The organism is Neoroseomonas marina (assembly GCF_012927745.1).
GTDB classification, from domain to species: Bacteria; Pseudomonadota; Alphaproteobacteria; order Acetobacterales; family Acetobacteraceae; genus Neoroseomonas; species Neoroseomonas marina.
Window position 1 is genome coordinate 588,047 of sequence record NZ_JABBKX010000001.1, and the last position, 15,922, is coordinate 603,968.

Genomic DNA, 15,922 nt, shown 5'->3' on the forward strand with positions numbered 1-15,922 from the left:
ATATTCTGCCGGCGTAGTCGGAACGGAGACTGGACCGATGGCCGAGCGGACACCGTCGCTCAATCTGCGTGACCTTTTCGCTGCCAAGGCGGCGGCCGCCGCCCGGCGGGAAGCCGAGGAGAAGGAGGTCGAGGCGCACAAGAAGGCCGAGCTCGCGGCCTTCTCCGAACGTGTGCAGACCTACGAGATCACCGATGAGGACCGCGAGCGCGCCCTGGCGCGCATTCGCCGCGCCTTCGCGGCCGGCGAACGGGAACTGATGCTCATCAAGTTCCCCTCCAGCCTTTGCGCCGATGGCGGGCGGCGCATCAACAATCACCTCGAAGGCTGGCAGGACACGCTGCCGGGCGTCTTCCACAAGATCTACCATTGGTGGGAGACGGAGCTGAAGGCCGGCGGCTTCACCTTCTCGGCCCGCATCATCGACTTTCCCGGAGGCATGCCGGGGGATGTCGGCATCTTCATCGGCTGGCCGCAGAGCTTGGACTAGGCCGCGGGCACCAGGCCCGCAGCGGGCCTGGATTGCACGCCTGCGCGGATTTGGCGCCGGCTGACGGTTCGAGGGCGTTCGCGGCCCGAGGCGGGGGCGACGTGCCGCGCTCGATGGGTGCCCGGCGTCAGCCGCGGCTTTCGAACAGCAGCATCCGGTGGCCCTGGTTGCGGAACTCGCTGGCCAGGGTCATGCCGATATCCGTCAGCACGGCGCGGGAGGCGACGTTCTCGTCCCGCGCCACCGCGATGATGCGCTTCAGGCCCGCACGGTGTCCGAAGGCGAGCGAGGCCCGTGCCGCTTCCCGCGCGTACCCCCGACCCCGGCATTCGGGCCACAGCGCGTAGCGCAGCGCGACGCCCCGCCCGTCCGGGCGTTCCATGAAGCCGCAGATGCCCAGGAAGGCGCCGCTCCCGCGTTCGAAGACGCACCAGGTGCCGTAGCCGCGCACCTCCCAGAAATCGATGTCGTCCTCGAGTTCCTCGGCCGCGCGCTCCGCCGACCGCACGCCGTGCAGCATCCAGCCGAAGACGCGCTCATCGCCCTTGAGGCGAACGAGGTCCGGCAGGTTCTCCTTGCCGGGCGGAATCATCATCAGCCTTTCGGTCGTGACGATCCGGCTCGAACGCAATGCGTTCATGGCCGCGCTCATGTGAGGCCTCCGCCGGGGGGCCGGCTGCGTCGCGTCCAGCCCACCTTGCTGACAGACAGGAAAAGGAGGGGGTTCGGGGGAGTTCTCTCCCCCGACCTTACCGTGCGAGAGGCTTGTACTTGATCCGATGAGGGTCGGTGGCCGCGTCGCCGAGTCGACGTCGCTTGTCCTCTTCGTAGGCCTCGAAATTCCCCTCGAACCACTCGACGTGGCTGTCGCCCTCGAAGGCGAGGATGTGCGTCGCGAGACGATCGAGGAAGAAGCGATCGTGCGAGATGATGACCGCGCAGCCGGCGAATTCCATCAGCGCGTTCTCCAGCGCCCGCAGCGTTTCCACGTCGAGGTCGTTGGTCGGTTCGTCGAGCAGGAGCACGTTGTGCTCCTTCTTCAGCATCTTCGCGAGGTGGACGCGGTTGCGCTCGCCGCCCGAGAGCGAGCCGACCCGCTTCTGCTGATCGCCACCCTTGAAGTTGAAGGCCGCCACATAGGCGCGCGAGGGCACCGACCGCTTGCCGATGGTGATGACGTCGTCGCCGCCCGAGATTTCCTGCCAGACGGACTTGTTGTCATCGAGGCTGTCGCGGCTCTGGTCCACATAGCCGAGCTGCACGCTCTCGCCCACGGTCAGCGAGCCGCCATCCGGCGTCTCGCGCCCCATGATCATCTTGAACAGCGTGGTCTTGCCGGCGCCGTTCGGGCCGATGACGCCGACGATGCCGCCCGGCGGCAGCTTGAAGGAGAGGTTGTCGATCAGCAGCCGGTCGCCGAAGCCCTTGGAGAGGTTCTCCGCCGTGATGACGGTGTTGCCCAGGCGCGGGGCCGGCGGGATGACGATCTCGGTCGGATCCGGCGCCTTCTCCTGACTCGCGCGCAGCAGGTCCTCATAGGCCGCGATGCGGGCCTTGGACTTGGCCTGGCGGGCCGAGGGCGAGCGGCCGATCCAGTCCCGTTCCTCGGCGAGCTGCCGCTGGCGGGCGCTCTCCTCGCGCTCCTCCTGCGCCATGCGCTTGCGCTTCTGCTCCAGATACGTGGAGTAGTTGCCCTCGTAAGGAATGCCCCGGCCGCGATCGACCTCGAGGATCCAGGAGGTGACGTTGTCGAGGAAGTAGCGGTCGTGGGTGACGATCAGCACCGTGCCCGCATAATCCTTCAGCGTCCGCTCCAGCCAGGCCACGCTCTCGGCGTCGAGGTGGTTGGTCGGTTCGTCGAGCAGCAGCATGTCCGGCTTCTCGAGCAGCAGGCGGCAGAGCGCCACGCGGCGCCGCTCGCCGCCCGAGAGGTTGGTCACCGCCGCATCCGGCGGCGGGCAGCGCAGCGCGTCGAGGGCGATCTCGACCTGGCGGTCGATCTCCCAGCCATTCGCGGCGTCGATCTTTTCCTGAAGCTCCGCCTGCTCGGCGAGCAGGGTGTTCATCTCGTCTTCCGACATCTCCTCGGCGAACTTCTCGGAGATCTCGTTGAAGCGGAGCAGCCAGCCGTTCAGGTCGGCGAAGGCGGCGCGGACGTTCTCGCCGACGGTCAGGTTCGGGTCGAGCTCCGGTTCCTGGGACAGGTAGCCGACGCGCACGCCCTCGGCGGCCCAGGCCTCGCCGCCGAATTCCTTGTCCTGGCCGGCCATGATGCGCATCAGCGTGGACTTGCCGGCGCCGTTCGGGCCGAGCACGCCGATCTTCACGCCGGGCAGGAAGGACAGGGTGATGCCTTTGAAGATCTCACGCCCGCCCGGATAGGACTTGGTGAGGTCTTTCATCACGTAGACGTACTGGTAGGCGGCCATGGGGCGGGGAACCTGCGAAGGGAGAGGGTTGCCCCGGGTTCTAAGGCGCACCGCCCCCTGCGCCAAGGCTGGCGCTTGCATTATGCGTATATGCACTTATTTAATCGCCCATGCTCCCGACGGACCGCTGCACCTGTCATGGCCTGCGCAAGGCGACGCGCCATCTGACGCAGTTCTATGACCGGCGGCTCACCGCGGTCCGGCTGAACATCGGCCAATACGCCCTGCTCGCCCGCCTCGCCGCGCGGGGGCCGATCGCCCTCGGCGCCTTCGCCGCCATCATGGCGATGGATCGCACGACGCTGGGCCGGAATCTCCAGCCCCTCGAACGCGAAGGCCTGCTGGCCATCGGCCCCGACCCGAATGACCGCCGCAGCCGTCTCCTCAGCCTCACGCCCGAGGGCGAGGCACGGCTCACCGCCGCGCGGCCGCTCTGGCGAGCGGCCCAGGCGGATCTCGAGGCCAGCTTCGGCCCCGAACGCACCCAGGCGCTGCGCGTGCTGCTGGCCGAACTCCTCGTCACCGACCTCGCCTGATCCCGGAAGGACCGCCCGCGATGTTCGCCGCTCCGCTTGCCGCCGCCCTTGCCCGCCGCGGCATCCATTACGGCTGGGTGATGGTCGCCCTGACCTTCCTCATCGCCGTGTCCTCGGCCGGGGCGCTGGGCGTGCTCGGCGCGCTGATGCTGCCGCTGCAGCGGGAGACGGGGTGGGACATCTCCGCCATCTCGGGCGCGCTGGCGCTGCGGCTGCTGCTGTTCGGGCTGATGGCGCCCTTCGCCGCCGCGCTGCTGCAGCGCTACGGGCTGCGGCGGATGGTCGCCATCGCGCTCACAGTCGTCGCGGCCGGCCTCCTGCTGTCGATGAACATGACGCGGGTGTGGGAGCTCTGGCTCTACTGGGGTGCGATCACCGGCGTCGGCACCGGCATGACGGCGATGGTGCTCGGCGCCACGGTGGCGAACCGCTGGTTCGTCGCGCGGCGCGGGCTGGTGCTGGGCTTCCTGACCGCGGCGAACGCCACGGGGCAGCTCGCCTTCCTGCCGCTGGGCGCCTGGCTGGCACAGAACGAGGGCTGGCGCGTCGCCATCCTGCCGGGCCTCGCCGCCTGCGCCGTCGCGGCGCTGCTGATGGTCCTGTTCGGTCGCAACCACCCGTCGGAACTCGGCCTGCCGGCCTATGGCGAGGATCGCGTCGCCCCGCCGCCGCCGCCGGGCGCCAACCCCGTCCGCACCGCCTTCGCCGTGCTGGCCGAGGCCGCGCAGACCCGCGTCTTCTGGATCCTGTTCGTCACCTTCATGATCTGCGGCCTGTCCACCAACGGGCTGATCCAGACGCATTTCATCCCGCTCTGCGCCGATTTCGGCATGGCGGAGGTGCAGGCGGCCTCGGTGCTCGCGCTGATCGGCGTGTTCGACTTCATGGGCACGATCGGGTCGGGCTGGCTGTCGGACCGCTACGACAACCGCAAGCTGCTGTTCTGGTATTACGGGCTGCGCGGGCTGTCCCTGCTGTGGCTGCCGTCCTCGAGCTTCAGCCTCTACGGCCTCGCCTTCTTCGCGGTGTTCTACGGGCTCGACTGGGTGGCGACGGTGCCGCCGACGGTGAAGCTCGCCGGCGCGGCCTTCGGGCGGGAGAAGGCGCCGATCGTCTTCGGCTGGGTCTTCACCGCGCACCAGCTCGGCGCCGCGCTGGCCGCGGGCCTCGGTGGGTTGAGCCGCGACGTGCTGGCCTCCTACCTGCCGGCCTTCTACCTGGCGGGCGCGGCCTGCCTGGTGGCCGCGGTGCTGGCCCTCGGCGCGCGGCGGCCGCTGCCGCCGACGGCGACGGCCTCCACGGCGTGAGGCGGCGGGGCGGCGGGGCGGCGAAGCATTTCCTCGGCGCCGGGCCGCGGGCGGTCCACACAAGGGCAGGATCGCCCGGAGCACCCGATGGACACCCGAGCCGCCCCGTCACGCCCACGCCTGCTGCGACGCCTGTTCCTCGTCTTCAATGCCGCGATGGGCGTCTGGTTCCTGGTGAGCTTCGCGGATGCGGTCCGGCAATACGCCGGCGCCGAATCGGACAGCGTGCGGACCGGCACCCTGGTGGGCACCGGCCTCGGGCTGGGGGCGCTGCTGGTGCTCTGGGCGGCAGGGGCCTTGCTGCTCGGGGTCGTGATGCTGCTGAGACGGTCGCGCTGACCTCTGCGCTCATCCTGCCCGCCTACGGGCAGAGGTCATGGGCCCGGCAGGACTCGAACCTGCAACCAAACCGTTATGAGCGGTCCGCTCTGACCATTGAGCTACAGGCCCACGACGTCGCCTGATTGCCTTTAGCGCCGCAGGAAATCAAATGCCGCTACCAGAGAGCGGGCCGGCTGAGCATCAGCCAGAAGATCGCCAACACGGCTGCGAAGGCGGGAATGCCGCAGGCGAACCAGATGCGGAACAGCCGCTGGTATCCCTCCGGCAGTGGCATGCGGTCGGCTGCCGCGGCGCGAGCAAGGTCGCGCAGCCGCAATTGGATCACCACCACCGGCAGCCAGAAGACACCTGTCAGGACATAGAGGCCCAGCGACAGGAGGATCCAGGGCTCGCCCAGGCTCCAGCCGCTCTCCCGCGCGAGCAGCGCGCCGGTCACGGGCTGCAGCACCACGGCCGTGGCCGTGAACAGCGTGTCGGCCAGCACCACCGTCGCCGCGACATGGGCCACCAGCGCGGCGTCGCGGGTGCGATGCGCCATGAGCATGAAGAACGCGATCCCCGCGCCCGTGCCCAGCAGCACCGCCGCGCCGATGACGTGCAGCCACCGCAGGATGTCGACCGCCACGCTCAGCGCTCGTCGGCCAGGGCCAGCAGCATGGCCGCCGGCAGCATGGCCGGCACGACCTTCATCAGCGGTCCGGACGGATCGGCCCAGAGATCCGGCGCCACGATCGTCCCGCCCACCAGATAGGCGAGGCTCGTCAGGACCATGCCGCGCGCGGCGAACGGCATGGTCCGGCGCAGCAGCACGAGGCTCCCCAATGCGACGTCCAGCACGGCGCCACCCAGCACCACGGACAGCGCAGAGGCCTCGGACATCCCGCGCGCGACCAGCACCGCCGCTGCCGCACCGGGCTGAGCCAGCGCGATCGCCCCCGAGGCGCACCAGAAGCCCGCCAGGACCGCGATCAGCAACGGCCGCATGAGCCATAGCCCGCCGAACCAGCGGTCCTGCAGGGTGGCGGGGCCGCGCCGCAGCGTCTCGGCGAACGCCCTGACGGGCCGCCCGCCAGCCGCCAGCCATGCCTTGGGATCCCCGCGCACCCCCCGCGCGAGTTCCACGATCGCGGTGCTGCGGAGGGGAGCGCGCCAGCCGAGGCGGCCGAGCAGGTCGCAGGCTCGACCCACGATCCGTGCGAGCGAGGAATGCGCCGGCACGATGCGCGCCGCGGGCCGGCCGGACCAGGCGCGCAGGGCCGTCACGATGCCGGCCAGGCTGTGGCTCTCCGCTTCGACGAGGTCGTAGGTGGCGCGAGCGGCGACGCGCCCCTCGGCGGCATCCAGCACGGCGTCGGCAAGGTCCTCCACGCCGATGGTCTGCACGCGCGCGCCGGCCAGGGGCAGAGGGAGGGGCAGGCGCCGCGGCCAGGCGGCCAAGGCGCGCAGCAATGCGGTCGCGCCGTACGCGGTCGGCGCCCAGACCAGGCCGGGCCGCAGGACGACCCAATCGAGGTCCTGCCCGGCCAGTGCGGCGTCCGCCGCCGCCTTGCTCCGCATGAAAAGGGTCGGGGCATCGGGGGCGGCGCCCGCCGCCGAGACCTGGATCACCCTTCGGACGCCGGAGGCCGCGCAGGCCTGCCACAGCGCGCGCATCGCGGTGTCCTGCACGGCCTGCACGTCGTCGCGGAGGCCGTCCTGGAGCGCGCCGGCGCAATTCACCACCACCTCCATCCCCGCAATCACCGGGGCCCAGTCCGCGGGCTGCGTGAGGGCGGCGATATCGCCGGCGATCCAGGCGATGTGCGGGCGTGCCAAGGCCGCGGCTCCGACCTGGCGCCCGAAGCCGGTCACCGTGTGGCCTGCCCCCGCCAGGCGTTCCGCCACGGTCGCCCCGATCAGGCCATAGGCGCCGAGGACGAGGATTCGCATCGCGCCGCTGCCGCCGCCTCAGCCCCGGAGAAAATCAAACGCGGCGAGCGCATGGACGCGCGCCACCGCCTCCAGTTCCGCGATGTCCGCCCACTCGTCGGCGCCGCCCATGTTGTGTGGCGTCGGGCCGTAAACCACGGTCGGAAGCCCCGCCATGCGGAACCAGCGCGCATCGGAGCCGCCGACCCGCATGTTCACCGCGACCGCACAGCCGAGCACGTCTTCCGCGGCCGCATGGGTCCGTCGGACGATGTCGGCGGCCGGGTCGGTGTGATTCGGTTCGAACCGGCGCAGGATACGCCAGGAGATGCCCGGCAGGCCGTCCAGTCCGCGGTGCAGGGCGGCCTCCGCATCGGCGCAGGTGACGCCGACCGGGAGCCTGATGTCGCAGGACGCGCGCGCCGAGGCCGGCACCAGATTCGGCGCCGTGCCGCCCTCGACGCGCCCGATGTTCACCGTGACGGCGCCGAGCACCCGCGCCTCCCCTGCTCCGGCCAGCGGTTCGCTGATGCCCTGCGCCGCGGCGATCGCCGCCGTGACAGCCGGCGGCGCGGCGACCGGGAGCGCAGCGAGTCCCGCCACGGAATCGAGCGCCGCCCGCAACCGATCGATCGCATTGTCGCCCAGGTGCACATGCGCGCCGTGGGCGGCGCGCCCGGCGGCCTCCACCTCGATCCAGAGGAATCCCTTCTCCCCGAACCGCAGCACACGTGGGCTTCCGGCATCGCCGATGATCACGCCCTCGGCCGAGGCGAGGCCCGGGACGTTGTCCAGCAGCCATTTGGTCCCGAGCGGCCCCATCGATTCCTCGTCCCCCGCCAGCGTCAGGATCGCCTCTCCCCGCCAGGCCGCGCGGTGTTGCGCGAGGAGGGCGAAGGCGAGGAGCGACGCCGCGATGCCGCCCTTCATGTCGGCTGCGCCCCGGCCATAGAGCCGGCCCTCGCGCACCGCGCCGGCCAGCGGGTCCACGGTCCAGGGGAGCGTCTCGTTCACCGGATAGGTGTCGAGGTGACCGTTGAAGGCGAGCACCCGCCCCGGCCGCGCCCCGGACATTCGCGCGACGACGTTGGTGACCTCGGACGAAGCCGCGTGCAGGGACACCTCGGCGTCCGGGGCGAGCTCCCGCAGCAGCGCCGCCGCCACCTCGGCGCAGGCGCGGACATCGCCGGGCGGGTTGGGCGACGGCACGGCCATCAGCCGGCGGGTCAGGGCGGTCACCTCCGGCGCCCGGGCATGGGCGGCGGCGGCGAAGGCGGCGCGGGCGTCAGCGGGGTTCGGCATGTCCGGAAGCCTGGGCGGGCCGCCGCCGGGGCGCAAGCCATGCTGCACTGCGATTGGCCCGGGGCCTGCACTCTGCTACCAGCCGCGCCGACCCTACCTGGAGTGCCAGTCCATGCGCATCGACGCCATCCCGATCGGCAAGAACCCGCCCGAGGACGTGAACGTGATCGTCGAGGTCCCGGTCGGCGGCGAGCCCATCAAGTACGAGATGGACAAGGAGGCCGGCACGCTCTTCGTCGACCGCTTCCTCTACACGCCGATGCGCTATCCGGGGAATTACGGCTTCGTCCCCCACACCCTGTCCGAGGACGGCGACCCGATCGACGTGCTGGTGGCGAACACCCGCCCGATCATTCCGGGCGCGGTGATCAACGTCCGCCCGGTCGGCGTGCTGAAGATGGAGGATGACGGCGGCGGGGACGAGAAGATCATCGCCGTCCCGACCCCGAAGCTCACCCAGCGCTACGCCCATGTGAAGAACCACACGGACCTGCCGCAGATCACCCTGCAGCAGATCCAGCACTTCTTCGAGCACTACAAGGACCTCGAACCCGGCAAGTGGGTGAAGGTCCTGGGCTGGGGCGGGGCCGACGAAGCCCGCAAGCTGATCCGGGACGCCATCGCCCGCGCGAAGAAGTAAGGCGTCGCGGGCAGCGGTCCGCCCCTCCCCGTCTGGAGCGTTCCGCCTGGGGCCGCGGGGCCCACACCGCGTCGTGCCTGAAACCGCCGGCCCTCGACCACTATTCAAGGCCGGGTAGCCACCGCTGCCCGGTCCGGCACCCCAGCATATGCGGTTCCGGGGCGCATTTCGGCCATTCGGAGGGGCACCGCCCCTCCGGGGCCGGTTGCGCGCCCTCCCCTTCCCCCTCTAGCCTTCCCGCCGCCTGCACAAGACGGGCCTGAGCGGCGCGGACCGCGCTTTTTTCCAGGGGGAGTCCACAACTTGTTGACCGTTTGGCTGATCCTCGTGATCGCGCTGGGGGCGTTGTCCATCGCCTACGGCGTCATCACCGCCAGGGACGTGCTCTCGCGCGATCCGGGCACCGAGCGCATGCAGGAGATCGCGAAGGCGATCCAGGAAGGCGCGTCCGCTTACCTCAAGCGCCAGTACACGACGATTGCGATCGTCGGCGCGGTGCTCTTCGTCCTCGTCGCCTGGCGGCTCGGCATCGCGGTGGCGATCGGGTTCCTGCTGGGTGCGGTGCTGTCGGGCGTGGCCGGCTTCATCGGCATGAACGTGTCGGTGCGCGCGAACCTGCGCACGGCGCAGGCGGCGATCGGCTCGCTCGCCGGCGGCCTCGACGTCGCGTTCAAGTCGGGCGCGATCACCGGCATGCTGGTGGCAGGCCTCGCGCTGCTGGGCGTGGCCGTCTACTTCTTCCTGCTGGTGGTGATCGGCGGCAACGCGCCGAACGACCGGCTGGTGATCGACGCGCTGGTGGCCCTCGGCTTCGGCGCCTCGCTGATCTCGATCTTCGCCCGTCTCGGCGGCGGCATCTTCACCAAGGGTGCGGATGTCGGCGGTGACATGGTCGGCAAGGTCGAAGCGGGCATCCCCGAGGACGACCCCCGCAACCCGGCGACCATCGCCGACAATGTGGGCGACAATGTCGGCGACTGCGCCGGCATGGCCGCCGACCTGTTCGAGACCTATGCGGTCACCATGGTGGCCACGATGGTGCTGGCGGCGATCGCCTTCGCCGGCACGGACTTCCTGCGCGCGGGCATGATCTATCCGCTCGCCATCGGCGCCGTCTGCGTCGTGACCTCCATCGCGGGCACCTACTTCGTGAAGCTGCCGGCAAACAACTCGATCATGGGGGCGATGTATCGCGGCTTCGCGGTGACCGGCGCGCTGTCGCTGGTGGCCCTGCTGCCGCTGACCTACCTGATCTTCGGCTTCGGCACGGCGACCGCCGCGGGGGCGACCTTCAGCGCCTTCTCGCTGTTCCTGTGCGGCGTGATCGGCCTGGCGGTGACCGGCCTCATCATCTGGATCACCGAGTACTACACCGGCACCAACTTCCGCCCGGTGAAGGCGATCGCGGAATCCTCGGTGACCGGCCACGGCACCAACGTGATCCGCGGCCTCGCCGTGTCGATGGAATCCACCGCCCTGCCGGCGCTGGTCATCATCTTCGGCATCCTGATGGCCTATGGCCTGGCCGGCCTGTACGGCATCGCCATCGCGGTCACCACGATGCTGGCGCTGGCCGGCATGGTAGTCGCGCTCGACGCCTTCGGCCCGGTCACGGACAACGCCGGCGGCATCGCCGAGATGGCGGGCCTGCCCAAGGAGATCCGCCAGACCACCGACGCGCTCGACGCGGTGGGCAACACCACCAAGGCGGTGACCAAGGGCTATGCCATCGGCTCGGCCGCGCTCGGCGCGGTGGTGCTGTTCGCGGCCTATACGCAGGACCTGACCTACTTCATCACCAATGCGGCGACCTACCCCTACTTCCAGGGCGTCACCGCGGTCGACTTCTCGCTGGCCAATCCCTACGTCGTCGTCGGGCTGCTCTTCGGCGGCCTGCTGCCCTACCTGTTCGGCGGCATGGCGATGACGGCGGTCGGCCGCGCGGCGATGTCGGTGGTCGAGGAAGTGCGGCGCCAGTTCCGCGAGAAGCCGGGGATCATGCAGGGCACCGAGAAGCCGGACTACGGCCGCGCGGTGGACATGCTGACCAAGGCGGCGATCAAGGAGATGATCATCCCCTCGCTGCTGCCGGTGCTCTCCCCGCTGGTGATCTACTTCGGCATCCAGGCGATCGCGGGCAAGGCGCAGGCCTTCGCAGCCCTCGGCGCCATGCTGCTCGGCGTCATCGTCAACGGCTTCTTCGTCGCGGTTTCCATGACGACCGGCGGCGGCGCCTGGGACAACGCCAAGAAGTACATCGAGGACGGCCACCATGGCGGCAAGGGGTCCGACGCCCACAAGGCGGCGGTGACCGGCGACACCGTCGGCGACCCGTACAAGGACACCGCGGGCCCTGCGGTGAACCCGATGATCAAGATCACCAACATCGTGGCGCTGCTGCTGCTCGCGATGCTGGCGCATTCCTGACCGCGCCGTCCGGCGCCAACGAGAAAGGCCGGCGGAGCGATCCGCCGGCCTTTTTCATGTGCCGCGGCGACGGGCCTCAGCCCTGCGCCAGATGCGCCGGCACCTTGAGCCCGAGCCGCGTCGGCACCGGCCAGACCTCCCGCACCGTCCGCAGCCGCTCGAACCCCGCCGCGACATAGGCCGGCAGCGCGCGGGGATGGTCCGCCGTGCAGGTGTTCACCGTCACCGCCGCCCGCCCCGCCGCCCAGGCGGTGTCCACCGCGTGGCGCAGGAAGGCCCGGCCCAGCCCCGTCCCGATCGCCCAGGGCATCAGCCCGAAATAGGCGAGGTTCACCACCTGCGGATGGCGCCGGTCGAGCTCGTAGAACCCTGCCGGCTCGCCGTCCTTCACCAGCACATGGATCGAGACCGCGGGCAGCGACAGCAGCGCCGCGAGCTCGGCGTCGGACGCGGTGCGCCGCATCCACCACAGCCAGGGCTCGCCCACCGTGTCATAGAGGTAGCGGTAGAAGGGCACCGAGCAATGCAGCGCCCGGTCCACCCGCACATGCCCCGGCAACGGCCGGGCCGGCTCGGCCGGCGGGGCATCCATGCGGAGAAAGGTGACGTCCACCGTCACCTGCTGCACCGGTTCAGCCATGCGCGATCGCCTCCCTCCCCGCCCCGCGACTCTCGCGGGGCCGCCGGGCGACGGTCAACTCAGTTGTCGAGGAAGGAGCGCAGCTTCCGCGACCGCGAGGGGTGCTTCAGCTTGCGCAGGGCTTTCGCCTCGATCTGGCGGATACGTTCGCGCGTGACGTTGAACTGCTGGCCGACTTCCTCGAGCGTGTGGTCGGTATTCATGCCGATGCCGAAGCGCATGCGCAGCACGCGCTCCTCGCGCGGCGTGAGCGATGCCAGCACGCGGGTCGTCGCCTCGCGCAGGTTGGACTGGATCGCGGCGTCGAGCGGGATGACCGCGTTCTTGTCCTCGATGAAGTCGCCGAGGTGGCTGTCCTCCTCGTCGCCGATCGGCGTCTCGAGGGAGATCGGCTCCTTCGCGATCTTCAGCACCTTCCGCACCTTCTCGAGCGGCATGCCGAGCTTCTCGGCGAGTTCCTCGGGCTGCGGCTCGCGGCCGATCTCGTGCAGCATCTGGCGTGAGGTGCGGACCAGCTTGTTGATCGTCTCGATCATGTGGACCGGGATGCGGATGGTCCGCGCCTGGTCGGCGATGGAACGCGTGATCGCCTGGCGGATCCACCAGGTCGCGTAGGTCGAGAACTTGTAGCCGCGGCGGTATTCGAACTTATCGACCGCCTTCATCAGGCCGATGTTGCCCTCCTGGATCAGGTCCAGGAACTGCAGGCCGCGGTTCGTGTACTTCTTGGCGATGGAGATCACGAGGCGGAGGTTGGCCTCGATCATCTCCTTCTTCGCCTGGGTCATGTCGCGCTCGCCGCGGCTGACCGTCGCGTAGACGCGCTTGAACTCGCCGATCGGCAGGCCGGTGGTGTTCGCCACCTCGGTGATGCGGCTGCGGATCGCCTCGACCTCGGCCGAATGCTTGAGGACGAAGGCCTTCCAGCCCTTGCCCGGCAGGGCGCCGACGCGGTCGAGCCAAGCGGGGTCCAGCTCGGCCCCGCGCCAGTGCTGCAGGAACTCCTCGCGCTTGACCTTCTGGCTCTCGGCAAGGCGCAGCACCTGGCCCTCGAGCACGGTCAGCTTGCGGTTGAGGCCCTTGAGCTGGTCGACCAGCTCCTCGATGCGGTTGTTGTGGAGATGGACCTTCTCGACCAGCGCGATCAGGTCGCGGCGCTGCTTCTCGTAGGTCTTCTCGCCGCGCCCGGCGAGCTCCTCGCCCGAGGTGTAGGCCTCCATGCGCTTGGAGGAGAGCTTCTGCAGCTTGCCGTAGAGGCTCTCGATCTCGGCGAAGTTCGCGAGCACCTCGGGCTTCAGCTTCTCCTCGAGCGCGGAGAGCGACAGGCCCATGCCCTCGCCTTCCTCGCCCTCCTCGAACTCCTCCTCGGCGGCGGCGTCGGTCGGGCCGCCATCGGGGTTGCCGGCGGATTGCGTGGCCTCGAGGTCGATGACGTCGCGCAGCAGCATGCGCGGCGGGGTCGCCTTCACCGCCTCGTGCCAGCGCAGGATCGCCTGGAAGGTCAGCGGGCTCTCGCAGAGCCCGCCGATCATCATGTCGCGGCCGGCCTCGATGCGCTTGGCGATCGCGATCTCGCCCTCGCGCGACAGCAGCTCGACGCTGCCCATCTCGCGCAGGTACATGCGGACCGGGTCGTCGGTACGGCCGAGGCTCTCCTCGTCGACATTGCCGCCGGACTCCTCGTCCTCCTCGCCCTCGGCCTTGGCCACGGGCTTGGCGGCCTCGCCGTCCTCGGTCTCCTCGTTCTCGACCACGTTGATGCCGGCTTCGCTCAGCATCGCCATGGTGTCCTCGATCATCTCGGAGGAGACCTGTTCGGACGGCAGGGCGGCGTTCAGCTCGTCGACGGTGACGTAGCCGCGCTCCTTGCCGCGGGCGATGAGCTTCTTCACGGCCGCGGACTGGGTATCCAGCAGCAGGCCCTCGACCTGCTCGTCCCGCGTCTCGACCGTCTCAGCCCCTGCCGCCGCCTTGCTCGCCATGCGCTCTGTCGCTCCGTCCAACGGTTTCGGGCACCCGTGTGACCGGATGCCCGAAAAAAAGTGCCTCTACCCTATGCGGCGTCGCCTGACGCCCCCGCGGTATTCTCCCCGCGACGGACGGCGTCCAGCGCCTCCGTCAGCAGGATCAGCCGGCGCTGGGCCGCGGGATCATTCGTCTCGGCCAGGATCCGCCGGGCTTCCTGCTGGTCCTCGATCAAGTCCGCCTCGCCACGCAGGCGGAGGAAGAAGTGCCAGAAGCCTTCCTCGACCTCCCCGGGCAGGGCCTCGGCCCGTGCCGCGAGGGGGAGACCGGCGGGCACCAGGGCCCAGGCGACGGCATCCTCCAGTCCGCATTCCGCGAGGTGGGCGATCAACCCTTCCGAGTCAAGCCGTTCCGCGGTGCCATGCCATGCGAGAATCGCGGCCCGCAGGTGCGCGGACGGCCCATCGGGCAGGTCGAGCAGGCCGATCGCCTCCTCCACCTGGGGCAGCATCCAGGGGTGGCGCAGCAGGATCGCGAAGAGCATTCGCGCCCGTTCCGCGCGGACCGGGCCTTCCAGGATGGCCGGGCGGGCGGGTCGCCGCACCGTCGGACGCCCGCCCTGCGGCAGGCGGGACGAGGCGAAGAAGCGATCGAGCAACACCCGCCGATATTCCGCCGCCAGCGCCTTGTCGGCGATCACCCCGGCCGCGCCGGTCAGGCGGTTCCGCAACGCGGCGCGCTGTTCCGGGGTGGTGGCGGGCCGGCCGCCGGCAACCAGGCCGAACAGCGCCTCGGACATCGGCAGGGCGGCATCGAGCACCGCCTGGAAGGCCGCCGGTCCGCCCTTGGCGACCAGCGTGTCGGGATCCTCGCCCGAGGGCAGCGTCGCGAAGCGCAGGGTGCGTTCGGTCGTGATGAGCGGCAGGGCGGTCTCGGCCGCCCGGGCGGCTGCCCGCGCGCCGGCGGCATCGCCATCGAAGCAGAGCACCGGCTCGGGGCTGATCCGCCAGAGTTCCTCGAGCTGTTCGGGCGTCAGCGCCGTGCCGAGCGGCGCGACCGCCCCCGTGAAGCCCGCCTGGTGGAGGGCGATGACGTCCATGTAGCCTTCGACGGCCACCACGGCGCCGCCGCGGAAGGCGCCTTCCCGCGCCAGGTCGAGGCCATAGAGCCCCATCCGCTTGCGGAACAGCGGCGTCTCCGGGCTGTTCACGTATTTCGGCTGGCCATCGCCGAGGATACGGCCGCCGAAGGCGATGACGCGCCCGCGCCGGTCGCGGATGGGGAACATCACGCGGGCATAGAAGAAGTCGCGCGGCGGCTCCCCGGCCTCGCCGGGGCGAACAAGGCCGGCCTCGACCAGCTGGTCCTCGGTCACGCCCTCCCCGCGCAGGTCGGCCGCGATGGCCCCACGGCCGGAGGGCGCCCAGCCCAGCATGAAGGCGCGGATCGTCTCCTCGCTGAGCCGCCGGCGCAGCAGGTAGTCCAGCGCCGGCCGTCCTTCGGGCAGGAACAGCCGGCGGTGATAGGCCTCGGCCGCCGCCGCCATGACGGCGTGCAGGTCCCGCGAGCGGCGGTCCCGCGCGGCCTCCTGCGGGGTGGGCTTGGGCACCTCCATGCCCGCCTCGGCGGCCAGGCGCTCGACCGCCTCGGGGAAGGAGGCGCCCTCGGCGCGCATGACGAAGGTGATGGCGTCCCCATGGGCGCCGCAGCCGAAGCAGTGGAAGTGGTCGTCGTAGACGTAGAAGGACGGCGTCTTCTCGCCATGGAAGGGGCAGCAGCCCTTCCAGTTGCGCCCAGACTTCGCCAGCCGCGTCTTCCGCCCGATCAGGGAAGGGAGGGGCGTGCGGGCGCGCAACTCGTCGAGGAAGGCGGGGGGAAGGGCCATGGCGGGTCGGCTCTCATAGCGCACCAGGATGCTATTTGCGCGCCCTGCCTG

Annotated in this window: 14 protein-coding genes and 1 tRNA gene; 6 read left to right on the forward strand and 9 right to left on the reverse strand. The window is 70.4% G+C overall.

The genetic code is table 11. From position 1 onward, the window contains the following. Window positions 1–37 precede the first annotated feature (37 nt). Window positions 38–490 (forward strand): hypothetical protein, encoded by a 453-nt coding sequence (locus GWK16_RS02820; RefSeq protein ID WP_170052439.1) that lies wholly within the window; start codon window positions 38–40, stop codon window positions 488–490. Between the two features lie 127 nt (window positions 491–617). On the opposite strand, the gene GWK16_RS02825 is transcribed toward GWK16_RS02820, so the two are convergent. Both GWK16_RS02825 and ettA read right to left on the reverse strand, forming a co-directional pair. After that, window positions 618–1,142, reverse strand: a complete 525-nt coding sequence (locus tag GWK16_RS02825) for a GNAT family N-acetyltransferase (RefSeq protein WP_170052440.1) — start codon at window positions 1,140–1,142, stop codon at window positions 618–620. A 97-nt stretch (window positions 1,143–1,239) separates the two neighbouring features. Further along, entirely contained in the window at window positions 1,240–2,919 is a 1,680-nt protein-coding gene (gene ettA, locus GWK16_RS02830) for an energy-dependent translational throttle protein EttA (RefSeq protein WP_170052441.1), read from the reverse strand. A 110-nt stretch (window positions 2,920–3,029) separates the two neighbouring features. Here ettA and GWK16_RS02835 point away from each other — a divergent pair, with 110 nt between their 5' ends. The 3 genes from GWK16_RS02835 (at window position 3,030) to GWK16_RS02845 (ending at window position 5,101) form a co-directional block, all read left to right on the forward strand. Then, window positions 3,030–3,455 carry a MarR family winged helix-turn-helix transcriptional regulator gene (locus tag GWK16_RS02835; RefSeq protein WP_170052442.1) on the forward strand — a complete coding sequence of 142 codons (426 nt, stop codon included), beginning with the start codon at window positions 3,030–3,032 and terminating at the stop codon, window positions 3,453–3,455. A gap of 20 nt (window positions 3,456–3,475) precedes the next feature. Next, window positions 3,476–4,762 carry an MFS transporter gene (locus GWK16_RS02840; RefSeq protein ID WP_170052443.1) on the forward strand — a complete coding sequence of 429 codons (1,287 nt, stop codon included), beginning with the start codon at window positions 3,476–3,478 and terminating at the stop codon, window positions 4,760–4,762. Window positions 4,763–4,849: 87 nt separating this feature from the next. Continuing rightward, entirely contained in the window at window positions 4,850–5,101 is a 252-nt protein-coding gene (locus GWK16_RS02845) for a hypothetical protein (protein ID WP_170052444.1), read from the forward strand. 38 nt (window positions 5,102–5,139) lie between these two features. On the opposite strand, the gene GWK16_RS02850 is transcribed toward GWK16_RS02845, so the two are convergent. The 4 genes from GWK16_RS02850 to GWK16_RS02865 all read right to left on the reverse strand — a co-directional run bounded on the left by GWK16_RS02850 (window position 5,140) and on the right by GWK16_RS02865 (window position 8,314). Beyond that, a tRNA-Ile gene (locus tag GWK16_RS02850) sits at window positions 5,140–5,212 on the reverse strand. A gap of 46 nt (window positions 5,213–5,258) precedes the next feature. Next, window positions 5,259–5,729, reverse strand: coding sequence for a DUF2269 family protein (locus tag GWK16_RS02855; protein ID WP_338144381.1), 471 nt, complete (start codon window positions 5,727–5,729; stop codon window positions 5,259–5,261). A gap of 2 nt (window positions 5,730–5,731) precedes the next feature. Further along, window positions 5,732–7,033 carry an SDR family oxidoreductase gene (locus GWK16_RS02860; RefSeq protein WP_170052445.1) on the reverse strand — a complete coding sequence of 434 codons (1,302 nt, stop codon included), beginning with the start codon at window positions 7,031–7,033 and terminating at the stop codon, window positions 5,732–5,734. A gap of 18 nt (window positions 7,034–7,051) precedes the next feature. After that, window positions 7,052–8,314 (reverse strand): M20/M25/M40 family metallo-hydrolase, encoded by a 1,263-nt coding sequence (locus tag GWK16_RS02865; RefSeq protein ID WP_170052446.1) that lies wholly within the window; start codon window positions 8,312–8,314, stop codon window positions 7,052–7,054. A 112-nt stretch (window positions 8,315–8,426) separates the two neighbouring features. Here GWK16_RS02865 and ppa point away from each other — a divergent pair, with 112 nt between their 5' ends. Both ppa and GWK16_RS02875 read left to right on the forward strand, forming a co-directional pair. Next, the gene (gene ppa / locus GWK16_RS02870) at window positions 8,427–8,954 is read left to right on the forward strand and encodes an inorganic diphosphatase (protein WP_170052447.1); all 528 of its coding nucleotides are present in this window, start codon (window positions 8,427–8,429) and stop codon (window positions 8,952–8,954) included. A 306-nt stretch (window positions 8,955–9,260) separates the two neighbouring features. Beyond that, the gene (locus GWK16_RS02875) at window positions 9,261–11,381 is read left to right on the forward strand and encodes a sodium-translocating pyrophosphatase (protein ID WP_211187034.1); all 2,121 of its coding nucleotides are present in this window, start codon (window positions 9,261–9,263) and stop codon (window positions 11,379–11,381) included. A gap of 76 nt (window positions 11,382–11,457) precedes the next feature. Here the strand turns inward: GWK16_RS02875 and GWK16_RS02880 are convergent, their stop codons facing one another. The 3 genes from GWK16_RS02880 to dnaG form a co-directional block, all read right to left on the reverse strand. Then, window positions 11,458–12,021 carry a GNAT family N-acetyltransferase gene (locus GWK16_RS02880; RefSeq protein WP_170052449.1) on the reverse strand — a complete coding sequence of 188 codons (564 nt, stop codon included), beginning with the start codon at window positions 12,019–12,021 and terminating at the stop codon, window positions 11,458–11,460. A 59-nt stretch (window positions 12,022–12,080) separates the two neighbouring features. After that, the gene (rpoD, locus tag GWK16_RS02885; RefSeq protein WP_170052450.1) at window positions 12,081–14,003 is read right to left on the reverse strand and encodes an RNA polymerase sigma factor RpoD; all 1,923 of its coding nucleotides are present in this window, start codon (window positions 14,001–14,003) and stop codon (window positions 12,081–12,083) included. 71 nt (window positions 14,004–14,074) lie between these two features. Continuing rightward, window positions 14,075–15,871 carry a DNA primase gene (gene dnaG / locus GWK16_RS02890; protein WP_170052451.1) on the reverse strand — a complete coding sequence of 599 codons (1,797 nt, stop codon included), beginning with the start codon at window positions 15,869–15,871 and terminating at the stop codon, window positions 14,075–14,077. Window positions 15,872–15,922 lie beyond the last annotated feature (51 nt).